The sequence below is a fragment of the Flavobacterium jejuense genome (assembly GCF_006491595.2).
Lineage (GTDB): Bacteria > Bacteroidota > Bacteroidia > Flavobacteriales > Flavobacteriaceae > Flavobacterium > Flavobacterium jejuense.
In genome coordinates this window covers 25,369-39,656 of sequence record NZ_VEVQ02000009.1, presented here as the reverse complement: position 1 = coordinate 39,656, position 14,288 = coordinate 25,369, and the positions used below count along the sequence as shown (strand labels likewise).

At 30.5% G+C, this 14,288-nt stretch carries 19 protein-coding genes; 18 read left to right on the top strand and 1 reads right to left on the bottom strand.

Annotated elements, in window-relative coordinates; translation table 11 throughout:
• The 18 genes from FIA58_RS13825 to FIA58_RS13740 all read left to right on the top strand — a co-directional run bounded on the left by FIA58_RS13825 (position 1) and on the right by FIA58_RS13740 (position 12,624).
• A complete protein-coding gene (locus FIA58_RS13825) occupies positions 1 to 417 on the top strand; it encodes a hypothetical protein (RefSeq protein ID WP_140963080.1) in 417 nt (138 codons plus the stop codon).
• Positions 417 to 647: a hypothetical protein gene (locus tag FIA58_RS13820; RefSeq protein WP_140963079.1), complete on the top strand. Its 231-nt coding sequence runs from the start codon at positions 417 to 419 to the stop codon at positions 645 to 647. Before FIA58_RS13825 ends, FIA58_RS13820 begins: the two co-directional genes overlap by 1 nt.
• Positions 648 to 696: 49 nt before the next feature.
• A complete protein-coding gene (locus FIA58_RS13815; protein ID WP_140963078.1) occupies positions 697 to 1,236 on the top strand; it encodes a hypothetical protein in 540 nt (179 codons plus the stop codon).
• A 202-nt stretch (positions 1,237 to 1,438) separates the two neighbouring features.
• A complete protein-coding gene (locus FIA58_RS13810; RefSeq protein ID WP_140963077.1) occupies positions 1,439 to 3,253 on the top strand; it encodes a hypothetical protein in 1,815 nt (604 codons plus the stop codon).
• Positions 3,253 to 3,852 carry a DUF6046 domain-containing protein gene (locus FIA58_RS13805; protein WP_140963076.1) on the top strand — a complete coding sequence of 200 codons (600 nt, stop codon included), beginning with the start codon at positions 3,253 to 3,255 and terminating at the stop codon, positions 3,850 to 3,852. The genes FIA58_RS13810 and FIA58_RS13805 overlap by 1 nt, the downstream gene beginning before the upstream one ends.
• On the top strand, positions 3,852 to 4,817 hold the full coding sequence (locus FIA58_RS13800) for a late control protein (protein WP_140963075.1): 966 nt from the start codon (positions 3,852 to 3,854) through the stop codon (positions 4,815 to 4,817). Before FIA58_RS13805 ends, FIA58_RS13800 begins: the two co-directional genes overlap by 1 nt.
• The gene (locus FIA58_RS13795; protein WP_140963074.1) at positions 4,817 to 5,326 is read left to right on the top strand and encodes a hypothetical protein; all 510 of its coding nucleotides are present in this window, start codon (positions 4,817 to 4,819) and stop codon (positions 5,324 to 5,326) included. Before FIA58_RS13800 ends, FIA58_RS13795 begins: the two co-directional genes overlap by 1 nt.
• Entirely contained in the window at positions 5,327 to 5,668 is a 342-nt protein-coding gene (locus tag FIA58_RS13790) for a hypothetical protein (RefSeq protein ID WP_140963073.1), read from the top strand.
• Positions 5,665 to 6,147, top strand: coding sequence for a hypothetical protein (locus FIA58_RS13785; protein WP_140963072.1), 483 nt, complete (start codon positions 5,665 to 5,667; stop codon positions 6,145 to 6,147). Before FIA58_RS13790 ends, FIA58_RS13785 begins: the two co-directional genes overlap by 4 nt.
• Before the next feature lies 1 nt (position 6,148).
• On the top strand, positions 6,149 to 7,009 hold the full coding sequence (locus FIA58_RS13780) for a hypothetical protein (protein WP_140963071.1): 861 nt from the start codon (positions 6,149 to 6,151) through the stop codon (positions 7,007 to 7,009).
• Positions 7,010 to 7,034: 25 nt separating this feature from the next.
• Positions 7,035 to 7,484: a hypothetical protein gene (locus FIA58_RS13775; RefSeq protein WP_140963070.1), complete on the top strand. Its 450-nt coding sequence runs from the start codon at positions 7,035 to 7,037 to the stop codon at positions 7,482 to 7,484.
• Positions 7,481 to 8,290, top strand: coding sequence for a hypothetical protein (locus tag FIA58_RS13770; RefSeq protein ID WP_140963069.1), 810 nt, complete (start codon positions 7,481 to 7,483; stop codon positions 8,288 to 8,290). The genes FIA58_RS13775 and FIA58_RS13770 overlap by 4 nt, the downstream gene beginning before the upstream one ends.
• Before the next feature lie 6 nt (positions 8,291 to 8,296).
• Positions 8,297 to 8,746: a hypothetical protein gene (locus FIA58_RS13765; protein WP_140963068.1), complete on the top strand. Its 450-nt coding sequence runs from the start codon at positions 8,297 to 8,299 to the stop codon at positions 8,744 to 8,746.
• A complete protein-coding gene (locus tag FIA58_RS13760; protein ID WP_140963067.1) occupies positions 8,746 to 10,047 on the top strand; it encodes a hypothetical protein in 1,302 nt (433 codons plus the stop codon). The genes FIA58_RS13765 and FIA58_RS13760 overlap by 1 nt, the downstream gene beginning before the upstream one ends.
• Positions 10,044 to 10,532 carry a hypothetical protein gene (locus FIA58_RS13755; protein ID WP_140963066.1) on the top strand — a complete coding sequence of 163 codons (489 nt, stop codon included), beginning with the start codon at positions 10,044 to 10,046 and terminating at the stop codon, positions 10,530 to 10,532. The genes FIA58_RS13760 and FIA58_RS13755 overlap by 4 nt, the downstream gene beginning before the upstream one ends.
• Position 10,533: 1 nt before the next feature.
• Complete coding sequence (locus FIA58_RS13750; protein ID WP_140963065.1) at positions 10,534 to 10,875, top strand: hypothetical protein; 342 nt, start codon at positions 10,534 to 10,536, stop codon at positions 10,873 to 10,875.
• Positions 10,876 to 11,071: 196 nt separating this feature from the next.
• Positions 11,072 to 11,905 carry a DNA adenine methylase gene (locus tag FIA58_RS13745; RefSeq protein WP_140963064.1) on the top strand — a complete coding sequence of 278 codons (834 nt, stop codon included), beginning with the start codon at positions 11,072 to 11,074 and terminating at the stop codon, positions 11,903 to 11,905.
• A 56-nt stretch (positions 11,906 to 11,961) separates the two neighbouring features.
• A complete protein-coding gene (locus FIA58_RS13740) occupies positions 11,962 to 12,624 on the top strand; it encodes a potassium transporter TrkG (protein ID WP_140963063.1) in 663 nt (220 codons plus the stop codon).
• Between the two features lie 4 nt (positions 12,625 to 12,628).
• Here the strand turns inward: FIA58_RS13740 and FIA58_RS13735 are convergent, their stop codons facing one another.
• The gene (locus FIA58_RS13735) at positions 12,629 to 14,050 is read right to left on the bottom strand and encodes an L-serine ammonia-lyase (protein WP_140963062.1); all 1,422 of its coding nucleotides are present in this window, start codon (positions 14,048 to 14,050) and stop codon (positions 12,629 to 12,631) included.
• Positions 14,051 to 14,288 lie beyond the last annotated feature (238 nt).

The following is a 14,288-nucleotide window of genomic DNA, read 5'->3' as shown; positions in this document are numbered from 1 at the left end:
ATGCCAACATTTAGTAGTAAACAATATTCATGGCCAGATTTGTCTATTTCCATTGGTGGGCGAATTTTAGAAGGAATTACTGAAGTAGAATATACTGTAAAACAGGATAAGGAATTTTTACGAGGTCGTGGTGCGAAACCACACAGCTTGACAAAAGGTAATAAGTCCTATGAGGGTAAAATTTCAATCTGGCAAAGTGAATATGAAGCATTGGTTCAAGATTCTCCTAATAAAGACATCTTAGATCTGGAATTTGATATTATTATTAGTTATGCTCCCAATGATGGAGGACAAACTGTAACTGATGTTTTATCAGGTGCTCAATTTACAGAAGCAAAAAAAGGAATGAAACAAGGCGATAAAAATATGATTATTGAATTACCAATTATGTTTTTAGACGTTAAACCACAGCAATAATGGAGTTATCATTTGGACAAAAAGCAGTAGGTATTGTAGTAACTCAAGGACTCGAATCAGCACAAATTGATGAAGTAACAACTGTCAAAATGCAGTTTGCAAAGATCATTGATTTAATTAATTCAAAACCATCAGAAAGTTATCTAGCTAATACTTTAAAAGGAATGGCAATAAGAGCATGTATTACAGCTTCAGCTGCTACAGTAAGAATTTTAGTAAATAAAGATTAATAACAAAACCATCCATAGTATGGATGGTTTTTTTTTAAACAACAACAAAATGACACAAGAACAAATTAACGAGTGGAAAGAAAAGTATGGAGGCGTTTATGAGCTTCCTGTAGAAGACAAAACGGCTTATTTGCGTGAGCCAAAAATGAAAGATTTTAAGCGAGCTTTCACAGCTATGCAAAATGATGGTGATTTAGCATTCGGAGAAGAAATGTTAAACTCACTATTTATTGGAGGCGATGAAGAGGTGAAAACTAACGATGATTATTTTTTACCAGCTAGAAAAAAGCTAATCAAATTCTTCACATTTGAAGATGCTGAAATTGAAAAAAGAGGTAAAAAAATTATTATTACCATAGGTGAAGCAATTTGTACTATTAATCATATCACAAGAGAAGATATAAAATGGGCTGAAAGAAAAAACCCTTCAGGTAAACCATTTGTAACTCAAGAGAAATTATTTGAGCGTGTTTGCATTGAAAAATCAGCAGAATTTGATAATAGAGATTTAGCAGAATTCCGTTTTCCACTTTATCAAGCAATGGAAGAGCTTCAAAACAAAAAAGTAGCAACGCTAAAAAAGCTTTAACAGAGTTTATCATTGATACAAGTGATAGCTCTGGCTTAGATATAGCTGAAAATATTAATATTAGAATATATGATGCATACTTAAGATATTATATGCACATACAAAATCCTGAAAAACTAACAGATGAAGAATGGTGTGAAAATGTTCAAAACCTTCACTTCATTAGAACTGTTGAAAAAGAATCTAGCCAAATAGAATAATCATGAATGCATACGAATTTATAGTTAAGATGAAAGATGTTGCAAGCTCTCAATTGAGAAGCTTGGCATCTTCTGTTGGTATAACTGATAAAAAAGTAGATGAACTAGATAATTCATTTAAAAAGGTTGAAAACACTTCTAAAGGTTTAGGTAATACTTTAGGAAAATTAAGGAGTGTTTTAGCAACTGTTTTTGCAGTAGCTGCTATTTGGTCATTTACCAATAAAGTTATAGATGCTCGAGCTGAATATGAAAAGTTCAATGCTGTTTTAGCCAATACTTTTCAATCAGATAAAGTAGGTGCTGCAGCATTAAATATGCTTACAGATTTTGCCACAAAAACACCTTTTCAATTGAATGAGTTAACAGGTTCATTCGTTAAACTTGTTAACCGAGGCTTTTATCCTACTTATGCTGAAATGACAAAGCTAGGAGATTTAGCAGGCTCACAAGGTAAAAGCTTTGACCAGTTAACTGAAGCAATGCTTGATGCTCAAACAGGTGAGTTTGAACGATTAAAAGAATTTGGTATAAAAGCTTCTAAATCTGGTGATATGGTAAAACTATCATTTAAAGGTGTTACAAAAGAAGTTAAGAATAATGAAACTGCTATTCGTGAAGCATTACTTCAATATGGACAATTGCCAGGAGTAGCAGGTTCAATGGAAGTAGTGTCAAAAACTTTAGGAGGTCAAATTTCAAATCTTGGTGATGCCTGGAATAGTTTTCTTGTGCAAGTAGGCGGTGAAACTGGAGGTATTTTCACAGGTGTAATATCTATTTTAAGTATGGGATTGCAATTCTTATCTGAACATTTACCAGTCATCTCCTTATACTTTACAATAATGTGGGAAACTATTTCACCTGTAATAGAAGCTTTGAGAAGTTTAATTAATGTTGTATTTGGATTTTCAACAGCTTCAAATGCCTTAAAAGTTTTTGGAGATATAATGACATGGGTTCTAGTCGGTCTAGATTGGTTATCTGTTGGACTTGTAACTGTTATTGGATGGCTTGAACCATTTCACGAAATAATCAAGGTTGTAGCAATTGCATGGGCGGCTTTAAATTTAATTTTTGCATTATCACCTTTAGGCTGGATAGTTCTTGCAATTATGGCAGTAATAATGGTTATTGGTATGGTTGTAAAATATACCTCTGGTTGGGGTGAAAGTTGGAAACATACTGTTAATGGTGCTAAGTTTCTTTGGCAGGCATATACTGATTTTGTACGAGCAAATTTCAACACATTAGTAAATACCTTGATGATTGGAATTGATAAGATAAAACTTGGTTGGTATAGCTTCAAAGAAGCTGTAGGTATGGGTGATAGTGCTGAAAATCAAAAGATGATAGCCCAAATTAGTGCCGATGTTGAAGCTCGTAAAAAATCAATACAAGATGGCTACAAACAAATGGTTGATTCTGCAAATAAGGCAAAAGAAGAATTTAGTCAAGTAGGTATTACTGTTGATACTGATGGGATTAAAAAGGATTTTGCTGCACTTAAAGAAAAGTTCAACGGTGCTGGAGCTGGAAGAGATACAAGTACAACAGCTTATGATGATTATTTAGCCAATAATAAAAATGGTAAAGGTGCTGGAGCTGATGGAACTGGAAAAGGAAAGGATAAAAAAGATACTATTGTTTCAGGCGGTTCTAAGATTACTCATATCACCATTAATATTGAGAAGCTTCAGGAAGATACAAAAATATATGTTGACAAAACTGAAAGAGGTGTAGAACAAATGGGCGAAAAAATTCAAGAAATATTATTGAGAGCTGTTAATAGTGTTAATCAAATGCAAACTAACTAATGGCAGAATTTAACATCAAACAAATATTAATTCGTGCTGCTCTTGATTATGTAGGACCAGCATTTCCAGAATGGTACAAAAAGAATCAAAAGAAATATGGTTTGCCAGATTTGCGAGGGATTAACTCGAAGCAATTACTAGGTTATAAGTATTTCATGACTGTTAAGTTAGGTTATAGAGGTCGTGTTTTCACACTTCCAAATGAGCCACTTGTTTCTATTGGATTAGCAAAAACTATTGTAAAGACAGTTACAGTAGGAAAAAATAAAAAAGGAACTGTTAAGGAGTACATAAATACTGATGATTATGTGATTACAATTAAAGGTTTGTGTATGGATCTGGTTAATATAGGATTATATCCTGCTGATCAGGTAGCAGAACTTAATGATCTTACAGAAATTAATGATGCCATTGATGTTGTTGACAATGCTTTTTTTGAATTGTTTGGAATTAGAAGATTAGTAATTGAAGATATTCAATTTGATGAAATGATAGGAGAAAGTGGAATGCAAAAATACACAATTAGAGCTTTATCAGATACCGATTTCTTTGCAGATTTAAACGAAAAAGACCAGACTAAAATTAACTTATTAGCATAATGTTCATACTAGAAGGAAAAGCAGAAATAGGAGATTATATTTTCAATGCTCTTAATGAGGTTGAAATCACTAAGTCTGTAGAAGAGCTTGGAGATACAGCAGTAATTAAAATTCCTACAGCCTTTAAGGTTAAACAAAATGGTCAAAAGTTGTTTGTTGAAGATGCTATTAAAGTTGGCGATGCTGTTAAAATTACTTTAGGATACCAGGATAAATATTCAGGTGTAGAATTTACAGGATTTGTTAAAAAAATCAGTCCTAAAATTCCAATAGAAATACATTGTGAAGATAATTTATGGCTTTTAAGAAGGAAAAATATAACTAAAAGTTTTGAGCAAACAACCATGAAGGAAATATTAAAAGAAGTTGTAAAAGATACACCTATACAATTAGCTGATAATATTCCAGAGGTAAAACTAGAAAAGTGGATAATTAACAATGCGAATGGAGCGCAAGTTCTAGAAAGTTTTAAAAAAGATTTATTGATGAGCGTTTTTATTGATGATGATGGAAAGCTTTACTGTGGATTACAACAATTAACAAATGTAGCTCAACCAGTTGTTTATGATCTTAATTATAATTTGGTTGAAAACAACCTTGAATTTAAAAGCAAGGAAGAGCGAAAAATAAAAATTAAGTACACCTACATTGATAAAGCTAACAAACGCAAAAGCATAGAGGTTGGTGATGCTGATGGTGAGCAAAGAACTTATCATACAACAGTCATTTCAGATGAAAAAAAGCTAGAAGAAATGGCAAAAGCTGAAATTGAGAAATTGAAATATGATGGTTTTGATGGTAATGTTAAAAGCTTTCTCATTCCTTATTCAACTAGAGGAATGAAAGCTAAGTTTATTGATTCAGAACACCCAAATAGAGAAGGAAACTATTTTATAAAGAAGGTTGTTACAAGTTTTGGAACTTCAGGAGCACGTAGAACTGTAACAATAGGAGCTAGATTATAATGGAATACGATAAAGAATTACAAGATGCATTTAGGAACTTAGGAAAACGTGATGTTGATACCTTTCCAGCTGATGTTGTATCAGTTGATAAAATAAAAGGCACTTGTAATGTCACAGATGATAATTTAACATTTACAAACGTTAGACTATCATCTGTAATTGATAGAAATAATAAAAAGTTTTTTCTTTTTCCAAAGGTTGGAAGCTCTGTTTTAGTTTCTCCCATAAATGAAGATCTAAAAAACCTTTATGTTGAAGAGTATTCAGAGATTGAAAGTTTAGAGTTAGTAATAAGTACTGTTGAATTTAAAGTTGATCAAGATGGTTTTCTCTTGAAAAAGGAAAATGAGACCTTAAAAAAGCTGATTGAAGATTTAATAACAGCGGTTCAAAATATGAGTTTTGCAGTATCGACACCATCAGGATCAGGTACTACAACTACATTAATAAATTTAGCTGAATTTACAGCTGTTAAAACGAGGTTTAATCAGTTTTTAAAAGGTAATTAAATGGCAATTTTAGAATTTTTAAAGGATTATATAGGTGAAGCAATTGCTCTATTTCTTGGTGGGTTAATCAATTTTATTTTTAATAAGCGCAAAGAAAAAGCAACTGTAACAACTACTGAGATAGAAAATGGTTCTAATGTTGTTAAAATGTATAAGGATGCCTTAGATGATTTGCCACCTAGATATGAAAAAAAGTTTAATGATTTAAATGAATTATTTGATCAAAAAGAACGAATTCTAAAAGAGGAAATTGATTTCTTAAAAAAAGAAAGAGATCTATGGAAAAAAAAGTTTAATGATTTAAGAAGAGAGTATATAAAATACAAACAAGAGCATCCATGATAATTGTAAAACATAATCAAACATTACTTGACATTGCTTATTACCAAAGTAATAGCTATCTAGCTGTTATTGATTATGCTTTTGTAAATAAAATAGCAGTTGATGAAGTATTAATTCCTAATCAACAATTGATTGAAGCTCCAGTTTTCAATTATGAAAGTGAAGTAACTCTTATTAATCATAAGATTGCCATTCCAGAAGATTATAAAGTTTCAGTAAAACAAAATCAAAATTTATGCGATATAGCAATTCAAGAAACTGGAAGTATTTTTTCATTGTTAGAAGTAGCTTACAACAATAGGTTAAGTTTAGATGTTGAAGTGCAGCCAAAAACTTTAATTAGTAACAAAACAAATGCTGAATTCTATGATGAAGATATTGCTTCTTTCTTTAAAGAAAAGAGCATTATAATAGCAACAAAGGACAAACAAGAACTCGTTAATTATTCGTTACCATTAGGTTTCCCAATTAGTTTTTAATATGACATTTACAGAGATACAACAAAGCATTTTAAATGCAAAAGCATCGGCTACAGAGTTAAACGCATTGGAGGTTCTAACGACCAATGAGCAAACTGTTAATTCTGCAAATTCTACTAGTAAAGTAGCAATTTGGCGTTTGTGGGTGTGGATATTTTCATTTGCCATTTGGGTAATGTATCAAATCGTAAATAAAAACGCTCTCAACTCACGCCCGCAAAATTTACCAAATTTCAGGCAAACAATCTTGAATTTTAGAGATGGTTTAAACTTAGTTTGGAAAGATGGTGCTTTCAATTATGACTTAACAGGAGTTGTAGATGCTGAAGAAAGATTAATTATTGACCGTTGTGCTGTTTTAGAAAGTAATGATGGTGAATTAGTGGTAAAGGTTGCTACTGATAATGCAGGAGTATTAGAACCTATTACAGAACCTCAAAAAACAAGATTGTTAGACTACATAAGACAAATAAAAGTACCAGGAGTGAGAATACGTTTAATTAATGAAGTAGCCGATAAATTAAAGATTGATCTAACCGTTTATGTAGATCCATTAATTATTGATTTGAATGATGGTAAATTATTAAATACAACAGATACTGTTTATCCTGTACAAGATGCTATTAATGATTATTTATCAAATTTGGAGTTTAATGGTGCATTTGTGAATGACTTTTTTAGAAGTAAAATAAAAGAAGCTGAAGGAATTAATCTAGCAGTAATTGATTCAATACAATGGAAATATGCATCATTTCCATTCATATCATTTAATGAATTTAAAGTGCCAGAAAGTGGCTATTTCAAAATAGAAGAGACAGATTTAAACATTAACTATTTACCGTATGTTTTGGTTAACAACTAACTTCATAGAATTGATAAAACAACTTATGCCTACTTTTTTACGTAAGAGTAAGCATATAGCACTTTTGAGTTCGTTTGTGACACCATTGCAGAATGTTCATGATGAATTACTTTATCAAATGCAACATGATGGGCGAACCATTTATCTTGAAAAAGTATTGAATGATCATTTTGAAGTTGTTGGATATAGTCATCAGAATCATGAAATGACAAAAACAATTTATATTGAAGATGTAGCAGAACCTGACAAACTATATATCTATCAAGATGAAGAAATAGAAGATACTTTTATTGAAGATGAACCTGATAGTGAAGATGATTTGTTTTTAGATGCTGATGGTGAGAATACAACAGCCTTTAGTTATGTCATTTTCATACCTGATACTTACATATTTTCAGAACCAAAGATTAGAGCATTAATTGATATTTACCGATACATTGGTAAAAAGTACCAAATACAAACATACACATTATGAAGTATATAGATTTTACACAAACAGGAGGTTATAGGCTAAAGCAGAATACTCTTGCAAGAATGCAGGAAGCTTATTTTCAACTTTTACATGCATTCATAACTTATTTAAAAGTTCCATCTTCGGGAAGTTATATTATTTCAGGATGTGAAATTTCTGGAGCTAATATTACAGATGGTATTTTATACATTGATGGTGATTTATGCGCATTTTCACAAACTGCAGGAGATCTGACTACAAAAATTCAAAAGATTGAATCTGTAGAATCACTCTCATTTAAAAGTGGTTTAAATCTTCCTGTTTTCAGAACTACAAGTGCAACTACTTCATTAACTGAAGGTATTGAATTAAGTGCATTTACTCGTTTAAACGTGGTTCAGGATAATAATTATGTACACACAGATAATAATTTTACAAATGCATTATTAGCGCATTTAAACAGCATTGAAACGGGAGCTGAAGTAAATGTGCAAGCAGATTGGAACGTGATAAATCCAAATTCTGATGCGTATATTAAAAATATACCCAATTTGCCATTATTATTAGATAAAGGAGTTATAATAATAGGAGATGTATATACAAACGAATCAGTGCAAAATATACAGGTGCCTATTTTGCACCAAGAGGATAATGATTATACTGTGATTGTGTCATTTGAATCAATTACTAATAATGCAACAGAAGCAAATTATACAACGACGATGTTTTATACTGTTTTTGGAAAACTACAAGATAGTTTTAGAATTTATTTACGTGAGTCGAGTAATTCAACTCAATTTTTACGAATTAACTGGATGATTTTAAAATAATAAAAGATGAACTTTAAAGCAATTGAAATAATCGGAAAGCCATATATATATTGGCAAAGCACTACTGAAGCTCTTGGAGGAATTGTAATTGATGAATCTGCAATTCCAGTCAATGTGTTTGGAATTTGTCCTTTGAAAATTGTAGCAGGAGAACTTGTTGATAGAACTGCTTTAGAATTGAGTACTGCTGAGGATGAGTATAATTTATATACATTTCTAAATGAACAAGCTGATAAACTTAATGATATTAATTCAGGAACGTTTACTTATGATAGTCAAACGTTTCCAATGGATGAACGCTCAAGATTGTTCTATTTTTCAATAGAAAATTCATTATCTAATGAAAAAGCAATGACTACTACTGGTGAATTATACTCATTGCTAAATGCGAACATTCCAGCCTTTATAACAGCTTATAAAACTGCATTACATACACTCTCACAACCTGATGTATAATGAATATAAACGAAATTGAAATAAAAGTTGATAGTGCTGAAAAGTTAGCCTCTGTAGCTGGAAAGCCTACAGAGAATTTTCTCTTTGCACCAGAATTTAATGCTGTTGTTGATAAGACAAAAGAATTAGATCTATTAGTAAATAAAGATTCAATAGTTACTATTGGCAATGATTCTGTAATTGATAATGATTATACCTATAATAATTATGTGTGGAGAATAAATGGCAATCTTTATAATAATTTAGATAGTTCAATAGTAATAACTATTAATCCAGTTACAGCAGGATTTAAACGAAAAGACATTAGTTACTTCGATACCAATAATCTAATATTAAAACTTGAAGGCATTGAAACTGATGGTGATATAGTTGAAAGTCCAACTTTACCTCCAAATTGTTTATTATTCAAAACATACGATGTTAATGATTCTGGAGTAACTCCAGTTGATGCTTTGATAGGTTCTGATTTTGTAAAAAAGGAATGGTCTAACTTTTACGCTTATGCTAATTCTGGATCTAATCAAGTTTTACCACTAAGACCAAATGGTATTGCCAATTATACAGTTACGAATTCATTATTAACTTCAATTAGTGGTTTTGATAAATCATTACTAATTGATGCGGAATCATTGTCAGGATTATACTTAGGGAAAAATTTAATTATTTGGAATCAAACTGCCAATCCTATAACATTACTTAATGGAACTGCAGCTGAAATTCCATTTAATTTTGGTTCTAATCTTGTTATTCCTTCAGGTGAAAAAATATTAATATTCTATGATGGAATTGAGTTAAGAGAACTTTTTAAAAGTTGGTCAAATATTTATGTTTATTCTGAAATTACAGATACTAATTTAACAGGAACAACTTTAGAGACTATTATGAATGATCCTATATTATTGCCTGATTATTTTATTAATGGAAAAGGAATATTAGATTTTGTTTTTAGTGGTCGTAGAAATTTAAACAATTCATCACAAACGATAGTAAATGTATATATTAATAGTTCTCACTCAATAACTGGTGCTACATTAATTGGGTATTGGTTTTTGTCAACATCCTCCTTGCAAAAAAATCCATATATCACAAGAGAAGTTGTTTTCAATGAAACTACTCTATCAACATCTGCAACTACTATACCAACACAAACAGAAGTTGGAGTTTTAAATAATCAGCAAAACCAGAATTTTGCAATTTCATTAAAGGATAACCCTTTTCTAATTCTTACCTATAGAAATACTAATACAGCTGATATTTCTGTTTATCAGAAAGCATCAGTGAAAATTTATAAGACATTATGAAAAAGTTATATTATTACTGGAAAATAGGTGATGTTATTCCACAGTCAGGGTTCTTTAATGAAAATGATAAACCAAATTTATCACAATTAATTACAGAACCATATCTCCATAAACCAATTGTAGTTAATGATGTAGTAATAGAAGGAATTACTGAAGAAGAACTAGTAATCAATAGTAAGAAAGAAATTATTAATGGAATTAAATTAAAATATGAGTTTCATCGAGAGAACGGATGGAAAGCATATCAAGAATTTAGAGCTAAAGTAGTTTCTGACATCTATGATGGTTTGATTACAGAGTTAGAAGCATTTCTAATAGAGGCTAATTTAAAAGTGGCGTACGATCGAATATCCCAAAATGGAGACTGGAAAACGGCTAGATATGAATTGTTACAAGTAAGTCCTTATCCTCCATTTGTTGAGCCTTACTATAATTTAGCTATGGATTATATAAATAATTATATAACGAATAATTACGAAGATTAATATGGGAATAATTTTATACATCATAGCTACTATTTTATGGATAATTATCACTCCAATAAACTGGGTAATTGTTACTATAAAAAACGGGTTAAGTAATGAGTATTTTCTTGAAACTGCAATCGACTTAGATAAGTTTGGAAATCGAAATTTCAGAACTTTTTTAAATGTCACAATGAGGATTGAAAAAGGTTATGCCTTTGGCAATGTTAATGAAACTATTAGCAGCTGCTTAGGTAAAAATCAACGTGATAAAACGTTAAGCTGGTTTGGAAAGTTTATTTGTTTTATCCTGGACTCGATAGATAAAAATCATTGTAAAAAATCAATACATGAAATAGTATAACTTCTAGGAGGTAAAGTTTTAAAAAAGTCCTCCAACAAATTAAAAACTTTCTCAGGGTAATTTAATTATAGCATAAAGCCACAGCGTTGGAGGACAAAGTCTTCTATGCTGTGGCTTTTACTATTTAATATAAATTATCCTGAGAATGCAAATATAAGAATCATTAATCATAAATCAACCATAAATCAAAAAACGAATGGAACAAAAAAAGAAAAATTTCAATTCATCTCCATTGCCTTTTATGGGGCAAAAAAGAAAATTCTTAAAAGAATTTAAGAAAGCCTTAAATGCTTATTCACCCACAGCAACTTATGTGGATCTATTTGGAGGTAGTGGCTTATTAAGTCATACAGTAAAGTCTATTTATCCAGATGCAACAGTTATTTACAATGACTTTGATAACTTTAGAGAGAGATTAGATAATATTAATTTGACTAACCAATTAATAACAGATTTAAGGGAAATACTTAAAGATTATCCAAAAAACAAACGTATAGAAGGCACTTATCGTGATAGTGTCTTAAATCGTATTAAAACAGATAATGAAAATGGCTATGTTGATTTTATTACTATCTCTAGCTCTATACTGTTTTCAATGAAATATGTGTTAAGTTTTGAAGCTTTAGAAAAAGAGACACTTTACAATTGTGTTAGACAATCAAATTATGATGCTTCTGGATATTTGGAAGGCATAGAGGTTGTTAGTTCTTGTTATAAAGAACTGTTTGATCAGTTTAAAAACAATAGTAATACTATATTTTTAGTTGATCCTCCATATCTATCAACTGATTCTAGTACTTATAAAGGTTATTGGAAGCTTAAGGATTATTTAGATGTTTTAGAAGTATTAAATGGTACAAACTATTTTTACTTTACATCTAACAAATCATCGATTATAGAGCTTTGTGAGTGGATAGAGACTAAAACACCTATGAGTAATCCTTTTAATGGTTCAACTACTTCAACCATGAACACTACAGTTACTTATAATTCAGGATATACTGATATAATGATTTATAAGGTTGTTTAAATAACATTTAAACTATATTTAAAAAGCTACTAATGTGAGTTAGTAGCTTTTGTTATATTTGTAGAATAAAGGGAAATTTCGTTTTAAATTATAGGAAATTTCGTTTTCGCGATTATACAACTATAATTATCTTTTTTAAGGAAGAGTCCATTCAACAATATCCTTTTTTTGATAAGTTTCAATTGTCTTTTTTTCAAGCGATGACTTCTATTACTACTGTTGGTTTTAATAGTATTTCAAACACAAGTTTGTCCCTTCCAATTGTATTAGTAACATTTTTTTTAATGTACATTGGAGCTTCTCCCTCTAGTACTGCTGGAGGAATGAAAGTAACTACTTTGACAGCTTTAGTTTCAATTATTAAAAGCAAACTTCAGAATAAAGAAAAAGTGACTTTTATGAATAGAATTATACCAAAAGACAGATTAGAGATAGCTATTTCGACTTTTATTTTCTATACTGGAATTTTATTTTTAAGTACTTTTTTGCTTACATTTTCAGAAAAATTTGCATTTGAACGCATCCTATTTGAAACATTATCTGCAATAGGTACGGTTGGCTTAAGTACTGGTATAACAGGAGATTTATCAGTATTTGGTAAAATTGTAATTATTGTAATAATGTTTATAGGTAGGTTAGGAGTATTAACTTTTGGATTAGCTATTTTAGCTAGAAAAAAACAGAAAAAAGAACATAACGAAGAAGATTTAGCTATTTAGTCGTTTAACAATCGGCTAAGTTAACACCAATTGCTAGGCCACCTTCTGAGGTTTCTTTGTATTTGGTGTTCATGTCTTTGGCAGTTTCCCACATAGTATTGACAACCTTGTCTAAAGGAACTTTTACATTTTTAGCATCAGTTTCTAAAGCTAGTTCTGCCGCGTTAATCGCTTTAATAGCTCCCATAGTATTTCTTTCTATACAAGGAACTTGAACCAAGCCACCTATAGGATCACAAGTTAGCCCTAAATGATGTTCCATTGCAATTTCTGCAGCAACCATGACTTGTTCTGGTGTTCCACCCATTGCTTCACAAAGTGCAGCAGCAGCCATGGCACTTGAAACACCAATTTCTGCTTGACAGCCACCCATTGCAGCTGAAATCGTGGCTCCTTTTTTAAAAATACTACCTATTTCTCCAGCTGTCATTAAAAATTGTTTGATATCTTCTTCGTTAGCTTCATGATTTTCAATTACTAAATAATACATTAAAACGGCAGGAATTACACCAGCACTTCCATTGGTTGGTGCTGTTACAACTCTGCCTAAAGATGCATTTACTTCATTTACAGCTAAAGCAAAACAACTTACCCATTTTAGTATTTGTCTAAACTTTACTTCAGTTTGTCTGATAATTTGCATCCAAGAATGAGGATTGTCATAAGGTAAAACACCAATTAAGTTTTTATGCATATCATAAGCTCTTCGTCTTACATTTAATCCGCCAGGAAGAATACCTTCCGAATGACAACCAATATACATACATTCTAACATGGTATCCCAAATACGCATTAATTCATGATGAATTTCTTCTTCACTTCGCATCGATTTTTCATTTTCATAAACAATTTCCCATACTTTTTTATTTTGCGAATTGCAATATTCTAATAACTCAACCGCTTTATCAACTGGAAAAGGAAAAGAACATTTGATTTCTTCATTAATTGCAGAATTGATTCTTTCTTCAACAACAACAAATCCACCACCAATAGAATAATAAGTATTTCCGTATGATGAGTCAGTTGAAAATGCCGTAAATTTGATTCCATTTGCATGAAACGGTAGAAACTCTCTATTAAAAACAATATCTGTAGTAATATCAAAAGGAATAATTATCTCATTTCCTAAAAAAATTTCTTTTTTATTCTTAATTGCAGTAATAATAACATCTATACTTTCTACAGGAATATATTCAGGATCTGCTCCACTTAAACCTAGCATGACAGCCAAATCGGTTGCATGACCTTTGCCAGTCAAAGATAATGAGCCATATAAATCAACCTTAATTCTATTTATAGCATCAATTAAACCTTCATTTTTTAGTTCTTTAATGAATCTTTCTGCTGCTCTCCACGGACCAAGGGTATGAGAACTGGAAGGTCCAACACCAATTTTTAACATATCAAAAACTGAAATACACTCCATTTGTTATTATTTAGGATACAAATATATGTTAGAAATTTAAATATAAAATAATATTTGTAAACTCATCTTATGTTATATTTTTATTTACGTAATTTATTTTTGTTAATTTTTTAACTTTTTCAGCCAAAAACATCGATTAATGTATTTTTTTTAAGATGTAGTGTTTTTTATCAAATAAATTAACTTTTAATATAGATTTAATGTAATGTTAATACTAAAAAAATACATAATATTGCTG